At 47.2% G+C, this 23,955-nt stretch carries 23 protein-coding genes; 15 read left to right on the plus strand and 8 right to left on the minus strand.

Annotation, left to right across the window (positions count from 1 at the left end):
- Nucleotides 1–48: 48 nt before the first annotated feature.
- The 4 genes from D6M16_RS05025 to D6M16_RS05040 all read left to right on the plus strand — a co-directional run bounded on the left by D6M16_RS05025 (nucleotide 49) and on the right by D6M16_RS05040 (nucleotide 6,401).
- Nucleotides 49–1,239: a paraquat-inducible protein A gene (locus D6M16_RS05025; protein ID WP_120510847.1), complete on the plus strand. Its 1,191-nt coding sequence runs from the start codon at nucleotides 49–51 to the stop codon at nucleotides 1,237–1,239.
- Complete coding sequence (locus tag D6M16_RS05030; RefSeq protein WP_120510848.1) at nucleotides 1,226–3,889, plus strand: MlaD family protein; 2,664 nt, start codon at nucleotides 1,226–1,228, stop codon at nucleotides 3,887–3,889. Before D6M16_RS05025 ends, D6M16_RS05030 begins: the two co-directional genes overlap by 14 nt.
- Nucleotides 3,890–4,008: 119 nt before the next feature.
- On the plus strand, nucleotides 4,009–5,445 hold the full coding sequence (gene rsmF / locus D6M16_RS05035; protein WP_120510849.1) for a 16S rRNA (cytosine(1407)-C(5))-methyltransferase RsmF: 1,437 nt from the start codon (nucleotides 4,009–4,011) through the stop codon (nucleotides 5,443–5,445).
- Between the two features lie 362 nt (nucleotides 5,446–5,807).
- On the plus strand, nucleotides 5,808–6,401 hold the full coding sequence (locus tag D6M16_RS05040) for an FMN-dependent NADH-azoreductase (RefSeq protein WP_120510850.1): 594 nt from the start codon (nucleotides 5,808–5,810) through the stop codon (nucleotides 6,399–6,401).
- 92 nt (nucleotides 6,402–6,493) lie between these two features.
- Here the strand turns inward: D6M16_RS05040 and D6M16_RS05045 are convergent, their stop codons facing one another.
- Entirely contained in the window at nucleotides 6,494–6,808 is a 315-nt protein-coding gene (locus tag D6M16_RS05045; protein ID WP_027252188.1) for a DUF496 family protein, read from the minus strand.
- A gap of 465 nt (nucleotides 6,809–7,273) precedes the next feature.
- Between D6M16_RS05045 and cspE (D6M16_RS05050) the strand changes: the two genes are divergently transcribed.
- The 10 genes from cspE (D6M16_RS05050) (at nucleotide 7,274) to D6M16_RS05100 (ending at nucleotide 15,912) form a co-directional block, all read left to right on the plus strand.
- Entirely contained in the window at nucleotides 7,274–7,483 is a 210-nt protein-coding gene (cspE, locus tag D6M16_RS05050; RefSeq protein WP_027252187.1) for a transcription antiterminator/RNA stability regulator CspE, read from the plus strand.
- 381 nt (nucleotides 7,484–7,864) lie between these two features.
- Nucleotides 7,865–8,074 carry a transcription antiterminator/RNA stability regulator CspE gene (gene cspE, locus D6M16_RS05055; protein WP_027252186.1) on the plus strand — a complete coding sequence of 70 codons (210 nt, stop codon included), beginning with the start codon at nucleotides 7,865–7,867 and terminating at the stop codon, nucleotides 8,072–8,074.
- Nucleotides 8,075–8,403: 329 nt separating this feature from the next.
- A complete protein-coding gene (locus D6M16_RS05065) occupies nucleotides 8,404–9,819 on the plus strand; it encodes a tyrosinase family protein (RefSeq protein ID WP_162940931.1) in 1,416 nt (471 codons plus the stop codon).
- Between the two features lie 59 nt (nucleotides 9,820–9,878).
- Nucleotides 9,879–10,217 (plus strand): hypothetical protein, encoded by a 339-nt coding sequence (locus D6M16_RS05070; RefSeq protein WP_120510853.1) that lies wholly within the window; start codon nucleotides 9,879–9,881, stop codon nucleotides 10,215–10,217.
- 175 nt (nucleotides 10,218–10,392) lie between these two features.
- Nucleotides 10,393–11,817 (plus strand): exodeoxyribonuclease I, encoded by a 1,425-nt coding sequence (gene sbcB / locus D6M16_RS05075; protein ID WP_120510854.1) that lies wholly within the window; start codon nucleotides 10,393–10,395, stop codon nucleotides 11,815–11,817.
- A gap of 286 nt (nucleotides 11,818–12,103) precedes the next feature.
- Nucleotides 12,104–12,646 carry a winged helix-turn-helix domain-containing protein gene (locus D6M16_RS05080; RefSeq protein WP_120510855.1) on the plus strand — a complete coding sequence of 181 codons (543 nt, stop codon included), beginning with the start codon at nucleotides 12,104–12,106 and terminating at the stop codon, nucleotides 12,644–12,646.
- 97 nt (nucleotides 12,647–12,743) lie between these two features.
- Nucleotides 12,744–13,085, plus strand: coding sequence for a CidA/LrgA family protein (locus D6M16_RS05085; protein ID WP_120510856.1), 342 nt, complete (start codon nucleotides 12,744–12,746; stop codon nucleotides 13,083–13,085).
- Nucleotides 13,085–13,762: a CidB/LrgB family autolysis modulator gene (locus D6M16_RS05090; protein ID WP_162940932.1), complete on the plus strand. Its 678-nt coding sequence runs from the start codon at nucleotides 13,085–13,087 to the stop codon at nucleotides 13,760–13,762. Before D6M16_RS05085 ends, D6M16_RS05090 begins: the two co-directional genes overlap by 1 nt.
- Before the next feature lie 226 nt (nucleotides 13,763–13,988).
- Entirely contained in the window at nucleotides 13,989–14,876 is an 888-nt protein-coding gene (gene cdd / locus D6M16_RS05095; protein ID WP_120510858.1) for a cytidine deaminase, read from the plus strand.
- A gap of 127 nt (nucleotides 14,877–15,003) precedes the next feature.
- The gene (locus D6M16_RS05100; protein WP_120510859.1) at nucleotides 15,004–15,912 is read left to right on the plus strand and encodes a DMT family transporter; all 909 of its coding nucleotides are present in this window, start codon (nucleotides 15,004–15,006) and stop codon (nucleotides 15,910–15,912) included.
- A gap of 75 nt (nucleotides 15,913–15,987) precedes the next feature.
- Here D6M16_RS05100 and D6M16_RS05105 read toward each other — a convergent pair whose 3' ends face one another.
- The 5 genes from D6M16_RS05105 to D6M16_RS05125 form a co-directional block, all read right to left on the minus strand.
- Nucleotides 15,988–16,389, minus strand: a complete 402-nt coding sequence (locus D6M16_RS05105) for a hypothetical protein (protein WP_120510860.1) — start codon at nucleotides 16,387–16,389, stop codon at nucleotides 15,988–15,990.
- A 176-nt stretch (nucleotides 16,390–16,565) separates the two neighbouring features.
- A complete protein-coding gene (acnA, locus tag D6M16_RS05110) occupies nucleotides 16,566–19,253 on the minus strand; it encodes an aconitate hydratase AcnA (RefSeq protein ID WP_120510861.1) in 2,688 nt (895 codons plus the stop codon).
- A 114-nt stretch (nucleotides 19,254–19,367) separates the two neighbouring features.
- Nucleotides 19,368–20,015, minus strand: a complete 648-nt coding sequence (locus tag D6M16_RS05115) for a thiopurine S-methyltransferase (protein ID WP_120510862.1) — start codon at nucleotides 20,013–20,015, stop codon at nucleotides 19,368–19,370.
- Nucleotides 20,016–20,225: 210 nt separating this feature from the next.
- Nucleotides 20,226–20,519 (minus strand): hypothetical protein, encoded by a 294-nt coding sequence (locus tag D6M16_RS05120; RefSeq protein ID WP_027252174.1) that lies wholly within the window; start codon nucleotides 20,517–20,519, stop codon nucleotides 20,226–20,228.
- Between the two features lie 206 nt (nucleotides 20,520–20,725).
- On the minus strand, nucleotides 20,726–21,112 hold the full coding sequence (locus D6M16_RS05125) for a spore gernimation protein (protein ID WP_162940933.1): 387 nt from the start codon (nucleotides 21,110–21,112) through the stop codon (nucleotides 20,726–20,728).
- Nucleotides 21,113–21,447: 335 nt separating this feature from the next.
- Here D6M16_RS05125 and D6M16_RS05135 point away from each other — a divergent pair, with 335 nt between their 5' ends.
- Nucleotides 21,448–21,918, plus strand: coding sequence for a SulA-like leucine-rich domain-containing protein (locus tag D6M16_RS05135; protein ID WP_120510865.1), 471 nt, complete (start codon nucleotides 21,448–21,450; stop codon nucleotides 21,916–21,918).
- A gap of 139 nt (nucleotides 21,919–22,057) precedes the next feature.
- On the opposite strand, the gene D6M16_RS05140 is transcribed toward D6M16_RS05135, so the two are convergent.
- Nucleotides 22,058–22,462, minus strand: coding sequence for a hypothetical protein (locus D6M16_RS05140; protein ID WP_120510866.1), 405 nt, complete (start codon nucleotides 22,460–22,462; stop codon nucleotides 22,058–22,060).
- Between the two features lie 657 nt (nucleotides 22,463–23,119).
- Nucleotides 23,120–23,932, minus strand: a complete 813-nt coding sequence (gene phnX, locus D6M16_RS05145; protein ID WP_120510867.1) for a phosphonoacetaldehyde hydrolase — start codon at nucleotides 23,930–23,932, stop codon at nucleotides 23,120–23,122.
- Nucleotides 23,933–23,955 lie beyond the last annotated feature (23 nt).

The raw sequence follows: 23,955 nt of genomic DNA on the forward strand, positions 1-23,955 counted from the left end.
AGTGATGTCAGTTCAACAAGTTAATGGTTCCAGATAGGATGGACATCAATGTCAACGGTAAGACTCTGCCCTAGTTGTGATTTACTTTTGACACCTAAAGTAACCGCCAGGGGACAAAGCGCTTTTTGTCCCCGCTGTGAAACCCGTGTATACCGTGGCGGCATGCCATCTATACGTGGCGATTTGGCACTTGCTGTTGCCGGTTTGATCTTAATCATACCGGCGCATCTCTATCCTTTAATTACCATTCGCCTGTTCGGTGTCATGATACCAGCCACCATTCCCTCTGGCGCAATGACGTTGTCACCCGATTATCCCATCGTTGCGCTGTTAATACTCTTCTGCAGCACAGTCGCGCCTTTGCTGGTATTCCTGTCGGTGCTCGGCGCACAACTCGGCCTGGCAAAGCGTCAACTTGGGCTCTTTAAGTACTCAATGTGGTGTATAGAACACCTTAAATATTGGGCAATGTTTGATGTTTTCCTGGTCAGCTTGGGCATTGCCTGCTTCAAAGTTAAAGACTATGCCGATATCTATGTCGGCCCCGGTCTGTTTTGCCTGGTTATGATGGAAATACTGATGGTCATCATGCTCACACGATTCAATGTCAAACGGTACTGGGAAGTCTGGCAGCCTGAAACCGATCATAAAGTTTCGGAATTAAAGTTACACTGTGACAACTGCCATCTGAGCCAGGAAGAGACTGATATATGTCAGCGCTGCCATAGCCCGACTCACTATCGTAAACCGTTTTCAATACAGAAAACCTGGGCTTACCTGATCACAGCGACTATTTTCATCATCCCGGCTAACACCTACCCGATATCAATATTTTTAAACAACGGTAAGCGGATTGAAGACACTATTCTCACTGGTGTCGCGTCTCTCATCAATACAGGTATGGAAGGCATCGCCATTCTGATTTTCTTTGCCAGTATCGTTGTGCCCGTTGCCAAAATACTTGGACTTGCATTTATTCTTCTGTGCATCCACGGTAAAAGAAAGATCAATCACTTACACAGAATGAGGCTTTACCGTATCATTCAATGGATCGGTAAATGGTCAATGATGGACTTGTTCGTCATTGCTTTAATGGTCACGCTCATTGATCGCGGCCAGATTCTGGATTTTACCCCTGGCCCGGGAGCCATTGCCTTTGCGATCGTTGTCGTGCTCACCATGCTGGCAGCAGAAAGCCTGGACTCTCGCCTGATTTGGGATAATTATGACAAACAGTAAATACCCACCGCAGCCGCCTTTTGGCAACCCCGTCGGCCCACAACAGCCTCAACCAGTGAACGTCAAAAGAGACAGACAGATATCGCCATTATGGATTTTACCTGTTCTCGCTTTAGGGCTGGCGGCATGGCTGGTGGTTCAGGCTGTCAGCGAAGCTGGTCAGCGGATCACTATCCATTTTGACGATGCGGCCGGCCTGGTTGCCGGCAGAACGATGATTCGTTATCAGGGTCTGGAAGTCGGCGTGGTCCGGGACGTTAAACTCTCGGATGATCTGCAAAGTATCTATGTAACCGCTGATATCTACCCCGAAGCGGTACAGGTTTTACGCAAAGGCACGCGGTTCTGGCTTGTTAAACCCAAAGCCTCGATTACCGGCATCAGCGGCCTTGACGCCCTGGTATCAGGTAACTACATTGCGCTGCTCCCGGGAGAGGGTGAGCCTGCCTATGAGTTTGACGCTTTAGACAGTCAACCCTCCGAAACCCCCGCAGGGGAAGGACTCACCATTCAGCTTCAGGCCCCTGATCTGGGTTCTGTCTCTATCGGCGCACAGGTTTACTATAAAAAAATCCCTGTTGGTGAAGTCTATAACTACACCCTTAGCAACAATAAAAAACGTGTGTTGATTGACGTCCTGATTCAGCCTCAGTACGCCAACCTGGTGACCAATAAAAGCCGCTTCTGGAACGTTAGCGGTGTCAGTGCCAATATCGGGTTTAATGGTGTTGATGTTCAGTTTGAAAGCCTCTCTGCATTGATTGCCGGGGCAATTGCTTTCGACTCGCCGGACGAAGGTCTTCCTATCCAGCCGAACCATTTATTCCGCCTTTACCCTGATCTGAATACAGCTGGACGCGGCATCGCAATAACGGTTGAATTACCTGATGACAATGACATCAGTGCTGGCGGCGCGCCGATCGTGTATCGCGGCCTGCAGATTGGTCAGATCTCTGATTTACGTTTAGACCATCAGCGCAAGCGTGTTATCGCCCACGCAGCAATTGAACCTAGCATGAGTGATTTACTGACATCCGGCACCAGCTTGTTACTGGAAGAAGCCAACCTCTCGTTACAAGGTGTGAGTAATATCGGTAACCTGATAAAGGGCAATTATCTGACGTTGATTCCTGGCGAAGGTGAACCTGCCCGGCACTTCCAGGCATTCACTCAGGATCAGCTTGAAGAGAAACGTCCCGGGGCTGCCGTCATTCATCTGTACGCCGATAAGAAAATGGGGATCAGCAGAAATACTCAGGTGACACATCGTGGCATGGCCGTGGGAAGCGTCAAACAAATCAGTCTGGAAAAAGAAAAAGTCCGCTTTGATATTATTATCAAACCCGAGTTCACCTCTCTGGTACGAAGCCAAAGCCGCTTCTTTATTGATGGTGGGATTCAGGCCGATATCAGTGCAGACGGTATCAATGTCTCAGTCCCCCCTGCCGATCAGTTAATCACTAACAGCATTGCTTTTACCTCTGAAGGCACAGGGAAAATGCGTAGCCAGTATCCGCTGTTTGCAAGTCAGGCACTTGCTAAACTGGCCAGCAGCCAGCAATCCGGCAGCACCACAGTCCAACTTTTTGCCGACACACTTCCCTCTGTGCGCGAAGGCAGTCCGGTGCTGTACCGTAACCTTCCGGTCGGCAAAGTCAGTGGTTATGCGTTAACCCGTGACGGTGTCGCAATAAAATTATCGATTCAGAATAAGTACCGCCATTTGGTGACAGCAGACAGCGTTTTCTGGGATCAATCCGGTGTTGAAATCGAAGCAGGCCTGTCAGGTGTCAATATAAAAGCCAACCCCATCACGTCATTGCTGAAAGGCGGCATTGCTTTCGATAACATGAACGGCATCCCCAACCGTGTAGGCAAACAATTCAAGTTGTTCGGCAGCCTGAAAAACGCGAAGGAGTTTGGCACACAAATCAGCCTGACGGCAGAGCATGCCAAAGGCATTTCTGTGGGTACTGATATCAAATATCAAGGGGTGACAGTAGGTAAAGTGTTGTCGCTGATGCCGGATTTTAAAACCGGTCTGGTTCAGATTGATGCGCGCCTTTTTCCCCGGTTTGCTGATGCTCTGACAAAAGATAAAACGCACTTCTGGCTGGTTACACCGAAAGTCGATCTCACTGGCGTCAAAAACCTCGACAGTATTTTCAGCAGCTACATTGAGGTAGAACCGGGTGAAGGAAATTATCGGCAAACATTCGCGCTATCTGAACAGGCAAAAGCAACCTTCAATGGCCTGACCGTTATTCTGGAAAGTGTCACACGCGCTTCAATACGTTCAGGTACCCCCCTGCTATTCAGAGACATACAAGTGGGCCAGGTCAGCAAAGTCACACTGGGTGATCTGGCTGACAGAGTGATGATAGAGGCACACATTGAACCGGATTACCGGCATCTGGTTCGTTCAGATACCGTATTTTGGAACACATCCGGTCTGGATGTCAGTGTCGGTCTGACAGGCGCCAGCATTCAGGCCGGTACTGTAGACAGCCTGATTCGAGGTGGTATTGCACTCGCGACACCTGAAGGTCAGCCTCTTTCCGCGCCAGCTCAAAGCGGAACGCACTTTCTGCTTCACGAAAAGGCCAATCCGGAATGGAAACAATGGCGGACCGCTATTCCGGCTGAATAGCCCCGACATCAACTAGCTCCCAGCAATAACAAGGCAAGCGTTATAGCTTGCCTTGTTATTTTATCCTGACGCCAGTTTGTTATAGACTTGCCGCCTGCATTCCAACTGAGATAAAGCAAGTGCATCAGTCCATCTACATTCCAGACGATTTCATTCAACTCATCCGCCAAATTCTGCCAGACAGTCTGGATATGGACAGTTTTCTCGCCAGCTGCCGTACCCCGCTGCGTCGCAGTATCCGGGTCAATACATTGAAAATTTCCGTCGCCGATTTTTTGGCAAAAGTCAGTGACAAAGACTGGATCCTCACGCCGGTTCCCTGGTGTGAAGAAGGGTTCTGGATAGACTACGATGAGTCTGTCACTGAATCTTTGGGCAATACCGCAGAACACCTGGCTGGGCTGTTTTATATACAGGAAGCCAGTTCCATGCTGCCGGTTTCCGCATTACTCACAAACAATGAGCAAATCGGCTGCGTGCTGGATATGGCGGCCGCACCCGGTTCAAAAACAACGCAAATAGCGGCCTTAATGCAACATAAAGGCGCGCTGGTTGCTAACGAACTGTCGGCCAGTCGCATCAAGGTATTACACGCCAACCTGCAGCGCTGCGGTGTGTCTAATGCCGCAATTACACATTTCGATGGACAGATATTCGGTAGCTGGACCCCTGAAGCCTTTGACAGCATTCTTCTGGATGCCCCCTGTTCAGGCGAAGGTGCAATCCGTAAAGACGAAGACGCCATGGCAAACTGGAGTCTGAAACACGTCCAGGACATTGCAGACATTCAACGCGGGCTTATTGTCAGTGCTTTTCAGGCGCTGAAACCCGGCGGTGTGATGGTGTATTCCACATGCACACTGAATCATACTGAAAATCAAGAGGTGTGTTTATTTCTCAAAGACACCTTTGGCGAAGCCGTGCAATTTGAATCCCTTGCTGGTTTATTTGACGGAGCAGAAAAGACCTGTACCGAGGAAGGTTTTTTACACGTCTTCCCTCAGGTCTATGATAGTGAAGGTTTTTTTGTCGCCCGTATTCGTAAGCTTGCGGCGGTTGAAAGCGAACCGGCTAAAAAAAGAAAAGCCAGTTTTCCGTTCTCTCTGGCTTCGCACAAAGACAGTGAGCAAATTCATCAGCAGTTGTACACAGATCTTGGCCTCAAACTTCCGCCTGAGCGGGAGGTCTGGCTTCGGGATCAGGAAGTCTGGTTGTTCCCTGCCCGCCTTCGCCCACTATTAGAAAACATCCGTTTCCAGCGTATTGGCATTAAACTGGCAGAAAAGCATAAAAAAGGTTATCGCTGGCAACACGAAGCAGTAATGACACTGGCCACAGGCAAAAAGCAAAGCTGTGTTTCTCTAAATACAGATGAAGCCAATGAGTGGATCATGGGCAGAGACATACGCCCGCAAAGCCTCACAGGAAAAGGCGAAGTTATTGTTACCTATCAGGATTTTCCTCTGGGTTTAGGGAAATGGGTTGGCAATCGCATTAAAAATGGCCTGCCAAGGGAGTTGGTGAGAGATACAGGTTTATCCGGAAAAACACTTTGAATTTGGAGCAGACGGTTATTGATGTCGATGATTGCAGTAGCCTTGACTGTCTCAGGGCTAAAACTGGCAAAAAATGCTGCTTGAACTAAGCTTGATATTGTAATTGATCTCCATTTATAAACCAGTTAGCGCAAGGCTCTCACGAGCCATTCCCCTAAGCCCGAAACAGGAGTCGTTTCGGGCTATTTTTTATCCTTTTTTCTATCCCTTCTCGCTCGAAACGCCCGTTTTTTCCTCACTGAATCTGGCTTTATTCAAAATACTCGAACAACTTACACAAGTTTTTCAGCTTTTAGTGTAACAGTCCGGCATTTATAGTTAGCCCAAGTTCATTAAAGAATCACTATAGAAGGGGCAGCATTATGTCTAAAGTTCTTGTTCTGAAATCCAGCATTCTTGGCGATTACTCTCAATCAAACGCCCTGATTGATCATCTTGTCAACGTTAAAGCGGATAACATTTCCACCATTATTGAACGTGACCTGGTTGCTCATCCACTCCCTGTCTTAGACGGCGAACTGGCAGGTGGTTTGCGTGGTGGCGACAATCTGACTGAACGTCAGAAAGAAACGATTGCCCTGTCTGATCAACTGATCAACGAAATCAAAGCCAGTGACACTATTATCATTGGCGCACCTATGTATAACTTCAGCATTCCGACTCAACTGAAAAACTGGTTTGATTTGATTGCCCGTGCAGGTGTGACTTTCTCTTACACTGATAAAGGGTCTGTTGGTCTGCTGACAGGTAAAAAAGTGATCGTTGTTTCCTCTCGTGGCGGTATGCACAAAGGTAACACTACTGACACTATTGTGCCTTACCTGACCACTATCCTTGGCTTCGTCGGCATGACTGAGGTTGAATTTGTTTACGCTGAAGCATTAAATATGGGTGATGAGCTGGCTGATAAAGGCCGCGGAGAAGCAAAAGCGCAGATTGAAGAACTGGCAATCTGACATCACCTTCTCTGTTCAGAGGTTAGTTACTAAAAAGCCGCTCACGCGGCTTTTTTATAATCAGATGCAAACGAATATTGTTGCTTATCCACTTATTTCGCCGGGCGATTCGCCAGTTCAGTGCGCTTATGTTCTTTTAATAGCTTGCTGGCTTCACGACGCTCTTTTGATAGCTCAGCAGTGATGATGATGTGGTCATCAACGCGGTCTTCATAATCCGCTTTCATATTTTCAATAATGCTGACAATCTCTTCATGTGTCATGTTCGGCTGAATGTAATCAATCAGGTTTTCCAGCAATTCTACACGTTTGCGGTTGTCTCTGATCTTACGGTCATTATCAAGAATTTCACGCTTAAGTTTATTTTTACGTCTTGCAAGACGCACCAATTCCAGGATATTGCTCATGTTTTGTCCTTACTTTGAAACTAAAAAACCTGCATTACTTGGGTTATAACAGAAACTTGTCTTTCTTCACAAGTAAGATCACTCTTAATTCAATACACCCTGCATTTCATTGATCTCGCGCAGTGCCTGAAAAAATCAAGAACAATTTTTAACCGATTCATTATACTGTTGATTTTCATTATTCCGATGACAAATGCTTTTCATTCATGCGACAAACAATGAAAAACCAATATGCACACTGTTTCTTGTTATGTGACTCACAATAAACTGCGGAATTATTTGCTTTTGGAATACAAGAGCCTACTCTTTCTTAATACCAGTATTGATTTAGCTAAATGCGATCGCGTGCGACACTTCTCATCAGGACTCTTTCGGATGACTGTGGATGTAGAGTTAGCAATTCTTTGGTGTTTCGTTAAGCCTTATTGGTTAGCTACGTAAAGAGTAAGAGATTCAGGAGACAACATGTCTAAAGCAACAGGTACCGTTAAGTGGTTTAACGAGGAAAAGGGTTTCGGTTTTATCACTCAGGATAACGGTGGTGCCGACGTATTTGTTCACTTCCGCGCAATCGCCGGTGATGGGTTCAAGACACTGCAAGAAGGTCAAAAAGTACAGTACGAGGTTGAGCAAGGTCAAAAAGGCTTGCAAGCAGCCAACGTAGAAAGACTATAAGCTAACTTCACATTAGCGTAAAAGGGGCTGTGAAGCCCTTTTTTTGTCGCTGAAATCCGACCAGTTTCTCTATTCCCCTTTCAGATAAAAGCCTGAATCCATTTCACAATTCCTCACATTTGCAGTTATCTTCACAATTTTTCAGGATTTTTTGGGTATGACTCACTATTTGCTTGCCGTCTGCCTTGCATTGTGGCCTAATAACTCTGCCTATAATGCAACGCTATTTATGCAACAAAGTGAAAAGTATACTTCGATACACCCGCTTCACCTAAGCGCCGTTGTCCTGAAGAGCTACATCCTTGTCCATAAGTAATCCATTATGTTGGCATGAAGCACGCCCAAGGGCGTATTTATTCCTATATTTTCAGGAGACATCCTATGTCTAAAGCAACTGGTACTGTGAAGTGGTTTAACGACGAGAAAGGCTTCGGTTTCATCACTCAAGACAACGGCGGTGCAGACGTATTCGTACACTTCCGTGCTATCACTGGTGAAGGCTTCAAATCTCTGGCTGAAGGTCAGAAAGTGAAGTTCGATATCGAGCAAGGCCAAAAAGGTCCTCAAGCTGCTAACGTTGAGCGCGCATAAGCCCTCTTCGAGCACATGAACACGAAAAAGAGCGCCTGAGGGCGCTCTTTTTATTTCTTCTGAGCACCATTTCCCACCTGAAATACTGCCGTCTGATCAAACTGCCCGAACTCATTTAGGTCAAACCACCACATCAGATATACAGCCTGTTTCCTTAGCTCATACATACGCCTTAGCCACATTTTCATTTCCAGCCACCATAAACACTCACATGCACTATAGTTGAACACATCTTTGTACAGAAAAGCAGGCAATAGCCTCCGAGTTCAGCCGTCTCCTTGTTGCCTTCAGCTTTTTAAATGACAGAAGTCAGGAATGAGGATCGAGAAATGACAACCATTGCTAAACTCAATTACCGCAGAAAACTGGCGGGCTTACCCCTGATCCGTTTTAACCTGCTACGTCTGAATCCGGACGACATTAACGATTTACGAGACGCCTACGCCGCAATGTATGAAATATCAGACATTGCCGTTGGCGATCGCCGCGGCTATTTTTCGCTGGCCCGTAGCCACGGTTATGATCAAGATCTTTGTCACGATGATAACCGGGTATTCCTTACCTGGCACCGTTCATATATCTACTCGTTCGAAAAAGCATTAAATACGGCCTTACAGTGGAAACGTAAAGATAAAGAACTTGAACTCACATTACCTTTTTGGGACTGGACACAGTTCAGCCAATCGACTCATGCTGCAAACGGTCTGCCAAAAGTACTCAATGACAGCCAGTATAAAAATGCAGAAGGCGTCCACCTCGATAATCCCCTTCACCGGGCAAAAAGCCTGTATCGCATAACGTCGCAGGGCCTGGAAGGAGACGAGCAGTATACACAGCGCTTTCCCAACGCTTTTAAAAGCATCATCAGTCAGCTAAAAGACGATGTCGAACGCTATATGGACAACCCAAACTTTATGCGCTTCCAGGAAGATTTCGATTTTGGTGCGCATGGTGCTGTGCATGTGTATGTCGGTGGTGCAGGTAACTCACCCTTACCACAAGGATCCGGTGACATGAGCGCAGTCATCTCTGCGGCCTATGATCCTCTCTTCTGGCTTCACCATGCCATGGTCGATAAAGTCTGGTTTGACTGGCAGACATTACACCCTGACGCCAACGTTCCGATATTCGTTCAACAAAAAATTGTCTATGACGGGCGCATCGGGCGTGATCTGATTGACGCAGAAAATTCGCTAAAATACATCTATTCTGACAATTCGGTGGAATCTGCCATCGCAGCCACAGGTACCACCAACACCCTGCCGGCCAAATCACTCTCTGCTGCTGCAAGCAAGGCAAAAGAGCTCTCAATGGGACTGGTTGAGGGCGGGTTTGTTCGCGCGCAACTTGATTTCCTTCGTTTACACCCACCCAAAGAGAGTTACGAGATTCGCGCCTATATCAACAATCCAGCCTGCAATGCTTCAACCGGTTACGACGATGAAAGCTACTCTGGACGCCTCGTCCTGTTTGGCCATGGTACTTGTCACGGGGCATCAGGGCATTGTAATCCGTCCATGGCCGTGCGGGACGATTACGATATCCGTGCAAAGCATCCATTGCGCTACGAGCACACTCGTTATTCTATTGATCTCACTCGCGGATTACGGCGTTTTATTGGCCGAAAGAAATCCGTCAGTGATGTAAAAATCTACCTGCTTGTTGTCGATGCGAAAGGCAAAGCCGTTCCACCGGAAACCCTGAAATATGATGGTTGTTCCCTTCGCACTTTTGCAAAGAAATAGCGATTGCCCTGTGGTATAGCCATTTTGCAGCCACAGGGTTTAACTATAATCAAATTGCCATGAAAATTACTGTTCCCCCTACCGCCGCAAGAAACGGCATTCTCCGGATCTGGCTTCAACGGATTCCTGTCGACAGCGGGATCATTTATGCCTTTCGAACCGGCCAGAATGCCGTTGATAGTCACCCTATCAGCCAGGCTCATATTTACGGTCGCGGCCAGGGCTCACCGGCCATTGAGAAGGTCATGCTGCAATTCCCAGTTAATACCGCTGACCAACCCTTTCAGGCTGGTGAGGTGCTTATTCTTAAAAAACTCAAGCCACCTTCTGACGCCTCTGTTAATACCCCATTGAATACCTACGAAGACATTGAGCTTGATATCATTGAGATAACATGAAACACACCAGACTGTGACGGCGTCACAAATTCACGTTGGTTAACTTAATGCGTTATCAGAGCACCATTATTTTTCCAGCGAACAGCACGCCATCCATGGCAAAATCCCCCACAGAAAGTGCAATTCTTTGGTAGAATGACCTCAGAAAACACGTTTTATACCAGTAAAGGTAAGAATGAGTAATAACAATAACCAGCCAACCTTGTTTTGGCTGGACTATGAGACATTTGGTGCAAACCCTTCGGTTGATCGCCCCTGCCAGTTTGCGGGTGTGAGAACCGACATGGATTTCAATGTGATTGGTGAGCCATTGGTGATTTACTGCCAGCCGCCCAGCGATTACCTGCCTTCACCCGAAGCCTGCCTGATCACAGGCATTACACCGCAGGAAGCGATGGAAAAAGGCTTGCCGGAGCATGAATTTATTGCGCGCATTCATGCGGAGCTCTCAAAACCCAATACCTGCGTAATCGGCTATAACAATGTGCGCTTTGATGATGAGGTCACTCGATATACGCTGTATCGCAATTTTTACGACCCCTATGCCTGGAGCTGGCAAAACGGCAATTCACGCTGGGATATGCTGGATATCATGCGTACTTGCTATGCGTTACGCCCAGATGGTCTGAACTGGCCAACAAACGAAGACGGATTTCCAAGCTTTAAGCTCGAGCATTTATCTGTTGAAAACGGGATCGAACACAGCAATGCACACGACGCCATGGCCGATGTGTACGCCACGATTGAGCTGGCCAGGAAAGTTAAAACCAGCCAGCCCAAACTCTTTAACTACCTGTTTAATCTTCGTCATAAACGTAAGTTGCAAGAGCTGATTGATATCGCGGAAATGACACCCTTGGTGCATGTTTCAGGTATGTTTGGGTCTGAATGCGGCAATACCAGTTGGATCGTCCCCATGGCCTGGCATCCGGATAACAAGAATGCAGTCATTTGCGTCAATCTGGCGATGGATCCTGCTCCACTGTTCGATCTGGATGCTGACAGCCTGCGCGAGCGGCTGTACACTAAGCGTGCTGATCTTAACCCCGGCGAATTGCCTGTTCCGCTCAAGCTTGTTCATATTAATAAGTGCCCTGTGCTGGCACCGGCGAAAACCCTGACGGCCGAAGATGCTGAGCGATTAGGGATAGACCGGACTCAATGCCTGGCCAACCTGAACGCGCTGAAAGATAAACCGCAGGTCCGTGAAAAACTGCTGGCCGTGTTCGGTCAGGACAGAGAATTTGAGCCAAACGATGATGTTGATACACAACTGTATAACGGCTTTTTTTCTGCTGCGGACAAATCTGCGATGGATATCATTCGCGAGTCTGCGCCTGAAGAACTGGGTAAGCTGGAGCTGAATGTAGACGACAAACGCATCAAGCCATTACTGTTTCGTTACCGGGCCCGTAGTTTCCCGTTAACGCTAAGCCACCAGGAGCAACAGCAGTGGAAATACCATTGTCAGGATTACTTCGAAACCAAGCTCCCGGCTTACATGCAAAATCTCGAATCTATAGCGATGGAATACCAAAGCGATGAGAGGAAAATGAAAATCCTGAAAGCCGTGTACGATTACGTAGGCAAGCTGGTGTAATTACACAGCCAGGATGCCTGAAATAAAAATCGTTACAAAGCGCTGATCTTGCATAATAATTTCACAACCCTGACCTTCTCAACGGTCAGGGTTTCTTTTTTCAGACACTTTTCCTGCTCCGGTAGTTTGAACTTCAACGCAAGGCCAATAACAATTAATAAGTACCCGCTTTGCGTCATGCGTCATGGAGGCGCCCGGCGACATAAGCCACCTTCAAGCCAATGATGTTTTACTGTCAGATGTCAAAGGGACAGCATGCCGACAGTAAATTGGAAAAGTGATTATTATGGCAACTGAGTCTCTCACCCGGTGTTATCGATTTGCAAGGGTGGATTTTGAACCCGATCTGAGGTTACTCGTCTGGCCAGACAAATCAGAGACAGCCCTGACGCTGCACGAATCACGCCTGCTTGAAGCGCTGTGCTACTTTGCCGGCGAGGTAATAAGCCATAAATCATTGTCTGATAAAACATTTCTTCCACAAGATTCCATGTCGCACATACAAAAGATCGACCTGGCTGCAATATTCAACTCTCTTCGCCGCAAGCTGACTGTTAATGGTGTGATGGCTATTCCTATCGAGGTGCTCCCCCATTTTGGCTTTCGCGTCCCCTTGCCAAAAGAGACCTGCCGCCATATCCATCGCTTCAAACAACCCGAGACGCTGCCATCCAAGCCGTCGCCACAACCGGCAATCACAACGGTAAAAACCAGCCGGCCACACAGTTCGGCAACAGAGCACATAGTAAAACACAGCCTGATGCATAAACTGTCTGTATTGCTGCTTGCTGCCGCTGGCATTGCAATCGTCATCGTTTCAAACCTGTGAACAAGCTGACCAGGATAAACACAGCCGCAAAGAAATGTGGTGTAGATCTCATGTATTTTGTATTATTGCGACACCATTCATTATCATCCTGACGTATATGAGCTATCTGCGTTCATTTGCAATCATCGCCATTTTTCTGATGGTCGGGAAAGGATTTCAGTCTCTTACTCAGATCCCCATACCCGGCAGCATTCTCGGCATGTTATTTCTCTTCACGGCTCTGTCTACAGGCCTGTTGCCGCCCAACTGGGCTAAACCCGGCTGTCATCTGCTTATTCGCCATATGGCTATTTTGTTTGTGCCTGTGGGAGTCGGACTGGTCAATTATCTGGATCTGCTCAGAGCAAATGCTTTACCTGTACTTGTAAGCACTATAGGCAGCAGTTTGGTGGTTCTGTTGTTTGTTGGCTGGTATGTACAGCGCAAGGAGTCTGACTGATGTGGTTAGCCGTTACACTGATTGTTTTTATTCTTGCCCGTCAATTATCCAAGCGCTTCCAGCACCCCATTCTTAATCCGTTACTTCTCTGTCTGGTGGTAATCATTCCTCTGCTTTTGGTGCTTAATGTACCTTATGAAGTGTACTTCGATGATAACAAATGGATTCATTATCTCCTGGAACCTGCTGTCGTTGCTCTTGCTTTTCCTCTTTATGAACAACTGCCGCAAATTCGCAGTCGCTGGAAAGTCATCGTCACAGCCTGCCTGTTTGGCAGCATACTATCAATGATTACCGGGACAGCCATTGCCCTTGCGCTTGGTGCTGACTTACAGCTTACTGCAAGTATTCTGCCTAAATCCGTGACCACCCCCATCGCTATGGCAGTTGCTGAACAAATTGGGGGGGTACCGTCGCTGGCCGCCGTCATGGTACTGATCGCCGGTGTCTTTGGAGCCGTATTGGGTTATCCGTTGTTTAAACTTGTCGGCATCACCCACCCGATGGCCAAAGGATTAAGCATGGGGACTGTGGCACACGCATTAGGAACGGCTAAAGCGGCTGAGGAGAATTACAAAGATGGCGCGTTCAGCTCACTGGCCTTAGTTCTTTGTGGTGTCATCACAGCCATTCTTGCTCCGATCATCTATCCCCTGCTGTTGTCTGTCTTCCACTGACAACAAGCTTCCGGTCACTTCTTAAGCGGTTTAGCTGTGCAATACAGGCATAGCCAGACCGCTTTACTGAGTATTTAAATACATACACTTATCTCATTAATCATGTGAAACCACTCACTAATTTGCAAATGCGATGAAATAAACAACATAAAATGGTGACAGTGATCACTATATGTATTCATTTACGCACTACAATGCGTAAGTGAATACATTAAGGAGAATCAGTATGCGCACCGACGTAATGGACGCTGTAGAGCACCTGCCACACACATTGTCACAGGCGCTTAAGCCTATCATTACCGATCCGAGTTTTGATGCCACACTGAGCAAAGAAGAATTCGACAAGTTAATGAAAGACAGTCAGTTGACGGATGCAGATCTGCGTATTCAGTTGCTGAAAGTGGCCGCTGCTTATTCGATTGCCACTCTGTCAAACTTCCATGTGGGTGCCATTGCCCGTGGAAACTCTGGTCGCCTGTATTTCGGTGCGAACATGGAATTCAGTGCCACTTCTATGTCACAAACGGTTCACGCAGAACAGTCTGCCATCAGCCATGCCTGGTTGAAAGGTGAAACGGGTATTACCGACATTACCGTAAACTACTCACCCTGCGGGCATTGCCGGCAGTTCATGAATGAACTGACAACAGCACAAAGCATCATGGTGCAATTGCCGGAGCGTTCACCCAAAGCACTGCAGGAATATCTGCCTGAGTCCTTTGGTCCGTCAGATTTGGGTATCACCGAGCTCTTATTATCGGACCGCTCACATGAACTGAAGCTTGAAACCGATGATGAGTTGCTGCAAGAAGCCTGTAAAGCGGCAGATAAATCACATGCCCCCTATAGTAAAAACTACGCAGGGGTTGCGCTGAAAGCGAAAGATGGCCGGCTGTTTTCCGGCATGTACGCAGAGAATGCGGCATTTAACCCGAGCCTGCCACCACTCCAAGTGGCACTGATTAACATGAATATGGCTGGCTATCCGCTGTCAGATATTATTGAAGCCGCTTTGGTTGAACAGAAAGATTCTGCTATCAGTTTGCTGGCTGATACACAAAATACGCTGGAAACCTTCAATCCTGATATGCCACTCTCTTACGCCGCCATCTGATAACAAACAGAAACTTCCTTGCAGCCGACAAAGCACTCTGTTTTGTCGGCTTTTTTTATTAATTAACAATTTCTTCTATGCATCCATCAGAGTATGATTCCAGATTATTTTTTCTGAAAGACATCTTATGACTCATCGACACAACCCTCTTCAGGGCGCTTGCTGGATGCTGACAGCTGGAATGGCGTTTGCCGTGGTTAACAGCATGGCACAATACCTGAGTGTGACCTTCCATCTGCCATCTACCACGGTCGGTTTGATTCAATATTTTATTGCTCTTCTGGTTATGCTTCCCTGGCTGCACAGTATCGGCCTTCGCCAGGCTCTGAAAACACAACATTTTGGTATGCATTGCTTCCGCGTCTTTCTGTCCGTTATCGGTATTCAGTTATGGCTATGGGCGCTGGCATACCCTGTTCCTATCTGGCAAGGCATTGCGCTGCTGATGACATCGCCTTTGTTCGCTACCGTAGGCTCGGGTTTATTGCTGAAAGAAAAGGTCGGCTTTGTACGCTGGATGGCAACGCTGGCTGGCTTCGCTGGTGCGATGATCATCCTTGAGCCGTGGGCTGACAATTTCAATTTAGCCTCATTGCTGCCTATTGGCGCCGCTTTCTTCTGGGCGAGCTATTCTCTGATGGTGAAGAAGATGTCGCACCACGACTCACCGACGACTATGGTCGTCTACCTGCTGGTGCTGATCACACCTTTTAACCTTTTTCTTGCGGCGCCTGATTTCACTCTGCCTGTTGGCCAACACACCTGGGTTCTGCTGGTCGGTGCCGGGTTATTTACCGCACTCGCTAACTGGGCCATTGCTAAAGCCTACGCCATTGCTGACGCCTCTTTCGTGCAACCTTTCGACCATGCCAAACTGCCATTGAACGTACTGGCCGGATTTATCGTCTTCGGATGGGTACCTCCTGGACGGCTCTGGCTGGGGGCCGCCATTATTATTGCCTCGGTCGCTTTCATTACGCAGTGGGAGCGAAGAAAACCGATGCTGCAGGCGGCAACAATCAATGAAGTTGCCTGACCTGACGACAGATACAAAAAAGCTGGCAATTCGCCAGCTTTTTCGATTCATTCTGCAGTCTCCATTCATGCTGAATTAGAAACGCACTCTTACACCCATTGCCGCTTCCAGTTCCACATCAACATCTTCGACCATATATAGCGTCGGCCCAACTTCACCATACAGCTCAAACTGATTAACAGGCACTTCCAGACCAATACCGGAACGGATACCCAATTTATCGTAACGGTTATCAACATACTGCGCGCCAACAAAGGTATATCCCATGTTAAGCTGAGGATTTCTTGTCAAGGTGCCCAGGTTAAACGTTTTATCCACCGCAAAACCAAATTCGTCTAAACCCAGCGAAAAGCGCAGGTCATTATTTTTGTACTGCACACCACTCATTGGCGAACCAAGAAAAATACCTGCCGATTGCGACGCCAAAGCAGACGTAGACAAACCACACAACAAAATACCAATCAACGACTTCTTCATGTTACTGTCCGTTTTCCCTGAATTGCGCTCTAACGACCTTAGATTATACTGATAGAGCTCTCTTTAAGCTTGTCACTCTACTGTAACTGCAATATCACGACAATACGAACCTATAACCATACAAATGACAAATATTTGACATACCAGCTGTCAAATAATTACAGATAAACGCATTTTCATTCGGCAGAAATCATTGTTCTTAAAACATAATGCAAAATGCCTCCAGCCTTGAGGTACGCCATTTCTGTTCGGGTATCGACCCGGGCTTTTACGCTATATTGTGACTCTTGTCCCTGTTCGTTGGTGATTTCAAGCGTCAACGCTGCCCCCGGCGATAAGGTATCAACGCCTTTCAGCTGTACCTTTTCCTTGCCGGTTAACGCCAATGAAGCCAGTAAACCTTCAGGAAGCTCCACAGGAATCACCCCCATACCCACCAGATTTGAACGGTGAATTCGCTCAAAGCTTTCGGCCAGTACCGCTTTCACGCCCAGTAAGCTGGTCCCTTTCGCGGCCCAGTCCCGGCTTGATCCTGTGCCATATTCTTTCCCGGCAAAAATCACCAGAGGTATGTTCTGGTCCTGATACTTCATCGCAGCATCATAAATGGATACTTCTTCACCTGTCGGCTGGTAAATGGTGTACCCGCCTTCTTTACCTTTGAGCATCAGGTTCCTAATGCGAATATTGGCAAAAGTGCCGCGCATCATGACTTCGTGATTACCGCGCCGTGAACCGTAGGAATTGAAATCTGCCGGTTCAATCCCCTGCTCCTGCAAATAATGGCCGGCCGGGCTGTCTGCCTTAATGTTACCCGCCGGTGAGATGTGGTCGGTCGTTATTGAGTCACCAAACAGCGCCAGAATAGCTGCATTTTCAATATCTTTCAGCGGCTTTAGCGGCTGCGTTATCTCGTCAAAATAAGGCGGAAGGCGAACGTAAGTAGAGTCTGGCCGCCACTGATAAGTATTCCCTTTATTAATGGTGATTTGCTGCCAGATATCGTCGCCGGCAAAAATGTCCGCATATTCCTGCTCGAACATGCTGTTCTTCACTTCCCTCATCGCCAGGTCAATGTCTTCCTGAGATGGCCAGACATCTTTCAGATACACCGGCTGGCCATTACTGTCATGACCCAGAGGCTCTTGGGTCAAATCAATACTTGTCGTGCCAGCCAAAGCAAAGGCAACCACCAGAGGCGGAGATGCCAGCCAGTTCGCTTTCACCAGGGGATGGACGCGGCCCTCAAAGTTTCGGTTGCCCGACAGCACCGAGGAAACAGTAAGGTTAGCGTCATTGATGGCTTTTTCGATTGGGGCAAGTAACGGTCCGGAATTACCGATACAGGTCGTACAGCCATACCCCACTAAATTGAACCCCAACTTGTTCAGATAGTCCTGCAGGCCCGATGCCTCAAAGTACCGGGTCACCACTTTCGAACCAGGTGCCAGAGAGCTTTTCACCCAGGGCTTGGTCTGCAGACCTTTTTCCACCGCATTCTTTGCCAGCAAACCCGCGGCTAACATCACGCTGGGATTAGAAGTGTTAGTGCAGGATGTGATGGCGGCAATCACGACATCACCGTGAGTCAGTGAAAACGTCCGACCTTCAGTCTCCTCGCCGGGTACGCCCAAATCAACCTGGATTTGCTGCTCTGGTTGCAGTCCGCTCAATGTCAGTAAATCTTCCGTTGCGGTTTTGATGTCAGGCAGCGAGACTCTGTCCTGCGGACGCTTGGGGCCGGCCAGACTCGGGACAACCTCATCCAGTGCCAGTGCCAGAGTATCTGTATAAAAAGGCTCAGGCCGGCTGGAATCGCGCCACATGGCATTGGCTTTGGCATAGGCTTCAACACGGGCAATCAGGGACTCACTGCGCCCGGAAAGACGCATATACCGCAGCGTTTCCTGATCTATCGGAAAGAACCCGCAGGTTGCACCGTATTCAGGCGCCATATTGGCAATTGTCGCCCGATCAGCCAGAGGCAGAGCATCCAAACCCGGGCCGTAGAATTCGACGAACTTACCGACCACCCCTTTTTTACGCAGCATTTCAGTGACAGTTAAGACAAGATCGGTTGCCGTCACGCCCGGATGTAATTTGCCACTGAGGTGAAAACCAATCACTTCCGGGATTAACATAGAGATTGGCTGACCAAGCATAGCGGCTTCCGCTTCAATACCGCCAACACCCCAGCCAAGCACGCCCAAAGCATTAATCATAGTGGTATGCGAGTCGGTTCCGACCAGCGTGTCCGGATACAGAACGCCATTGTCCTGCCACACGGACTGTCCAAGGTATTCAAGGTTTACCTGGTGGCATATTCCCGTTCCCGGCGGCACAACACGAAAATTCGTAAAGGCTTGCTGGCCCCAGCGCAAAAACTGATAGCGCTCTATATTACGCTGCATTTCAAGTTCAACGTTTCGGTCAAACGCCTGCTCAGAGGCGTAAACATCCACCATCACAGAGTGATCTATCACCAGATCAACAGCCGACTGTGGATTGATCGTGTCGGGGTTTTTACCCGCCCGGGTCATGGCGTCCCGCATCGCAGCCAGATCGACGACAGCCGGCACACCGGTAAAATCCTGCATTAGCACACGGGCCGGGCGGTATTGAATTTCTTTGTCAGAACGGCGGGTATCAAGCCAATCAATAATAGATTGGATGTCGGATTTTGTGACAGTGTCACCATCTTCAAACCTGAGCAGGTTCTCCAGTAACACTTTCAGGGAAAAAGGTAAGCGGTCAACCTCTCCCAAATGACGCAGTGCAGTCAGGTCATAATAATCAAAGCGCTGACCGCCAATATCCAAGGTTTTTTTACTGTGAAAACTGTCCTTCGAAATTCGTACATTCATTACTCACCTCCGTCTGGTATTTTGACTATAGACGGGATTAAGCTAATGATAAAAATGCATAATAATCAGGACAAACAAGTGTGACTGAAAGCACAGTCACACTAAAAAAGATTGTCAGACTGGCGTTCGAATAAACCAGACTTCTTCAGCAAAACGACTTAAGCCCTGCTGACGTCGCGGGTGTGATTCATCGGCGTCTTGCCGAGCGATATGAGTAACTTCACAGCCTGCAAAGAGTGATCGCACTTCGTCTGCTTCGACGCTGAACGGCGGCCCCGCCATTTCTTCCTGAATATAATCAAGTGTCACCAGCATGATCTTTCCGCCTGGCTTCACTAAAGATAGCAGGCGCTGCACATAGCTTTGTCGCATGCTCTCCGGCATCGCAATCAGCGCCGCGCGATCATACACAGCATCTGCAGGCTGAACAGGCGCAGTGAAATAGTCACCACAATAAATACGGACCTCATCAAACTCATAAAGAGTATGCCCGTTACCTAATGCAGTGACAGTCGGTAAATACAAATGCTCGGCAAAATATGCACGGACAGCAATTTCACTTAACTCGACACCAGTCACCTGATGGTGCTTTTCTGCCAGCCAGGTCAAATCCAGAGATTTACCGCACATAGGCACAAACACAGTATCTTCGCGTTGCAGCCCTAATTTTGGCCAGTAATAAGGTAATACCGGGTTAGTGTCGTTTAAATGAAATCCGATTCGGTTCTCTGCCCAGCGGCTATGCCAAAATTCTGCATCCATCGACTGCTCTCTTTGTACTTGACTGACTTCAGGGCGGTATCAGACCACATTTCTGTATTGAGATCCAGCCAGCCCTGCCAGCACTGATGCAGCTGCAGAAACGAAAAAAGGATGCCGGAGCATCCTTTTTCTTACCTTCGACAAAACAAAGGCCTGCGGTCAATTCTCAATTTCTTTATGCGAGCTTAGTGACAAGGTAACGCACAGGTATCAACCAATGCGGAATAACTTGATTGAATCACGACGCACGGTAACCCCTCGGAAGGTCACAGGTTCCAGTAACGTCATCAGTTGCTTAGACACAAAAAACTTACCGCCGTAGCTGCGATCACCACCACGGTTTACCCAATCTGCAAATTCATCTGCCAGGTTGAACATTGAGTTTCCTACAAGTAAAACCAGGACTTTCGCAACTTCGCTGTCGTTGTGTTTATTGAATTCTGCGTCACGAACCTTCTTGCGGTATTCTTCGACAATTCTCTCAAGGCAATCAAATCTGCTCATATACACCACCACATAAAAAAGAGGTGCGGATACTACTGATGAATAGTGTTTAAATCAAGCCATCAGACCATGATTTTGGCTATTGCTAACACAAATCAACGCTATCTGCGGTCGTTAACAAAATTTCAGTTAATAGAAGCCAGTAAACACCTAAGTTTCTATAACCATTGCTTTACTTTTATGTGATTTCATTTACCAGGCGATGATTACCGATAATAATCTACCACTTGCACAGAGACAGGTGTATTTTGCGGTACTATCTCAAGCGTGAACTGATGCTGCCCCACCATGTTTAGTGTCCCGCCAGACTCTCCGGTCACACTCACCCCTTCAATTTTCGTAAAGGGTTGCTCTGTGCCATAAAACATATTCACCGACAGGGTCACTTTCTGATTGCTTTCCAGCCCGAAGCTGCAAATACCTGACGAACAATACACATCGAGCGATTTTTCTTGCTGCTCAATGTGATCAACACCTTTTACCGGTGTCACAGAGACGGACAAAGCCTCACTGCACCCCGTCAAAAACAGCCAGCCCGCCAACAGCACTATCGAGCATTTTGCCCAGCCATTCAGGCAGATTCTCTTTTTCATAGTTCACTCCAACGTCGTTTTCCGATCTGTATTGAGGAAAGAGTACTGTATAAGGCACTGTCCATACATACTGTATAAATAAACAGACCATCATACCGACAGCAAAAATTCGTTTAAAATCCACCCAACGAAACAGGATAACAAACTCAAACAAAAGCATTTATTATCAATAATTTAATTAAGATTATTGATATCAGAGAAAGCCAGTCAGATCAGGATATTGTGAATCAGGCCCAAAAAAACACTTGCATCCCTTAACGTTCAAAACTACTGTATAGACATACAGCATGTATAAATAAACAATAACATCGACTCTAGCAGAGGATGGAACTCTCATGACAGCACAATTAGACAGTATCCAATCAGTGACCGCTTCTCAGGTATACAAATCCACTTTTCTGTCTCATTCTTCTTCCCTGAGTTCCAACCAGGTTCAGTATCCTATCGAAGTCAGTTTCTGCGATCATGAACAAGCCCAGCTCGCCTATCTGCTCAGACTGCTAAAACAGGCCAGCGAGCAAAACCGGTGGATTATGTTTATCGGTGCCGATGCGCTGCTGGATCGCCAACTGCTTAGCAATGCCGGAGTCGATATTAATAAAGTACTGGTGTTAAAAGAAAAGAACAAGCAATCCACCCAGATGTTGATGGCAAAAGCTTTGCATATGGGGAATTGTAGTGCGGTCATCGCCAGCGGGAATGTGCAGGAGTATTGCAACAAAACCATTCATGATGCTGCTGTTCACGGCAACTCAATGGCGTTTATCATCAATCGGACTCAGCAAGCCAGTACCCTGCTGCATTGAAAAGCCACGGAAACGATTGCTTGCAACTGAAATGAAAAATGCCAGGAATCGAATACATTCAACTGGCATTTTTCTACGCTTGTTTATCCATCACCTATGTCGTCATCTTGGCGCAGACAAGCATAAGTGCAGCCCGGATTCAGGGCACCATTAAACGAATGTGCAATTGTTCGCCATTATTGCCAATTTCCTGAATCTCACATTCTGCTTTTTCTGTAATCAGATCCAGCTGTTCCTGATCCAACGAATACGGCAGGCGGATGTCGAGCTCAAAAATTTGTTCCATACGTGCCAAGCGCAACAATCTCACCAGGTTGTTCACATCGCTGGTATGGGTAGACAAAACTTTAAGCGCCTGGTTACGTAAGCGTTCCGTCTTGCTGGCACCAGAACCAGACGATCTGCCCCAGGAAAATTCCAATGCTGGCAGCACCACTTTAAACGCATCCCACAAGGTTGGTCTGTGATGACACAACACCGACAGAAATGAGGTGTAATCAAACACAATCTCTTTCGCTTGTTGGGCTTCAACTGAAGATTTCATAACTTTCCTTCACAAGAATTCAACAGCATTAATGTGCAAGCTAAAGTAAATTGGACGAATGCTTTATTTAGCGAGACACTATAAAGGCTTCGCCAATCACTTACTTTTTTATCTCTTCATTTTTTTGCGCATGATCGTGTTTTTTCTTGCTTCGCATCAATTAAAAAATATTGGAAAAACACTTAATTAACATCATTTGAACGCATTTTAAACAACTCTTCATGCTTTGTAATTTTTCAGTTTTTGCTAACTCACTGCATTTGTTAACTCAAAAGCAACAAATTAAACACTTTATTTAAACCTTAAGCCGGGATAACACCTCACTAAATCCAAATTACCTCTTGTTTTAAATAAAGCAATAACTAAGCCAACACTGGTAACATGTGAATCAATACATAATGAGAATGCAAAATAACATAATAAATACATGCACTTAAAAATATAACAGGAATAATGCACTGATGAACGGCGATAAGAGGAAAGTTGAGATGTGTATTAAAATCGGGCACTTGCACCAATACGCCTCTTATTCAGGCATAAATTCAACAAACGAATTAAGTGCAGCAATATGAATAAAGCCAGGCTGTTCAGCTCAGTATTATGAAAATAATGGCAACAGAACCTGGCTTTTTGGCTAAATAACGTTCAGAAACAGATTTAAGGACGCTCACCTGCGGCGAGTCTGCGATTAATATCAGCAATGACATCGGGCAAGTCAGCCACTGTATCTATCTGATAGTGTGCATTACAACCATTAAAGGCTTTACGCGCTTTGTCTCTCGCAACGGCCAGATCATGCTCAGAGGCGGATAAGTATTCTTTTTCAGTCAGTCCCGCTTCATTACCAGACAGTAATAACGCGACAGTCCACATACCTGCATTGTGTCCTTCTTCGATACCCGGTACTGAGTCATCTATTTTGACGCAAGCGGCCACATTACCTATACCCAGTGCGATCACATTTTGCAGCGCCATAAACGGACCTGGACGGCCGCCCGCGGCAAGATCATCGGTGGCGACCACATAATCAGGCGCGAACCCTTTTTCAGCCGCCGCCGGCAGCAATTCGTTCATCACGACTCTGGGATAGCCCGAACATGAGCCCAGCTTGATACCCTGCTCACGAAGCCGGGCAACGACCTCAGTGGTACCTGGAATCAAATCGGCATGCTCTGCAACTTTTGCCACCTGTAACGGCATGAACGTCTGGTAGATAGTGTCAATGTCTTCTTTGCTCATGGCGCGCCCAAACCGGCTTTCCCACCGGGCAGCCACATCAGGTAATTCACCCACCGCCTTAATATGATCCCACTTCCCCAATCCCATAGGTACGCGGGCTTCTGCCAGTGAAATATCAAAATCGTATTCACGTTTAAACGCTTCAACAAAAATGGTGGTTGGTGCGAAGGAGCCGAAGTCTACAACCGTTCCCGCCCAGTCAAAAATTACCGCTTCTACTTGCGTATTCATCTTCAATTTCTCGTTCAGTTCGT

The sequence above is a fragment of the Photobacterium salinisoli genome, assembly GCF_003614885.1.
GTDB lineage: Bacteria > Pseudomonadota > Gammaproteobacteria > Enterobacterales > Vibrionaceae > Photobacterium > Photobacterium salinisoli.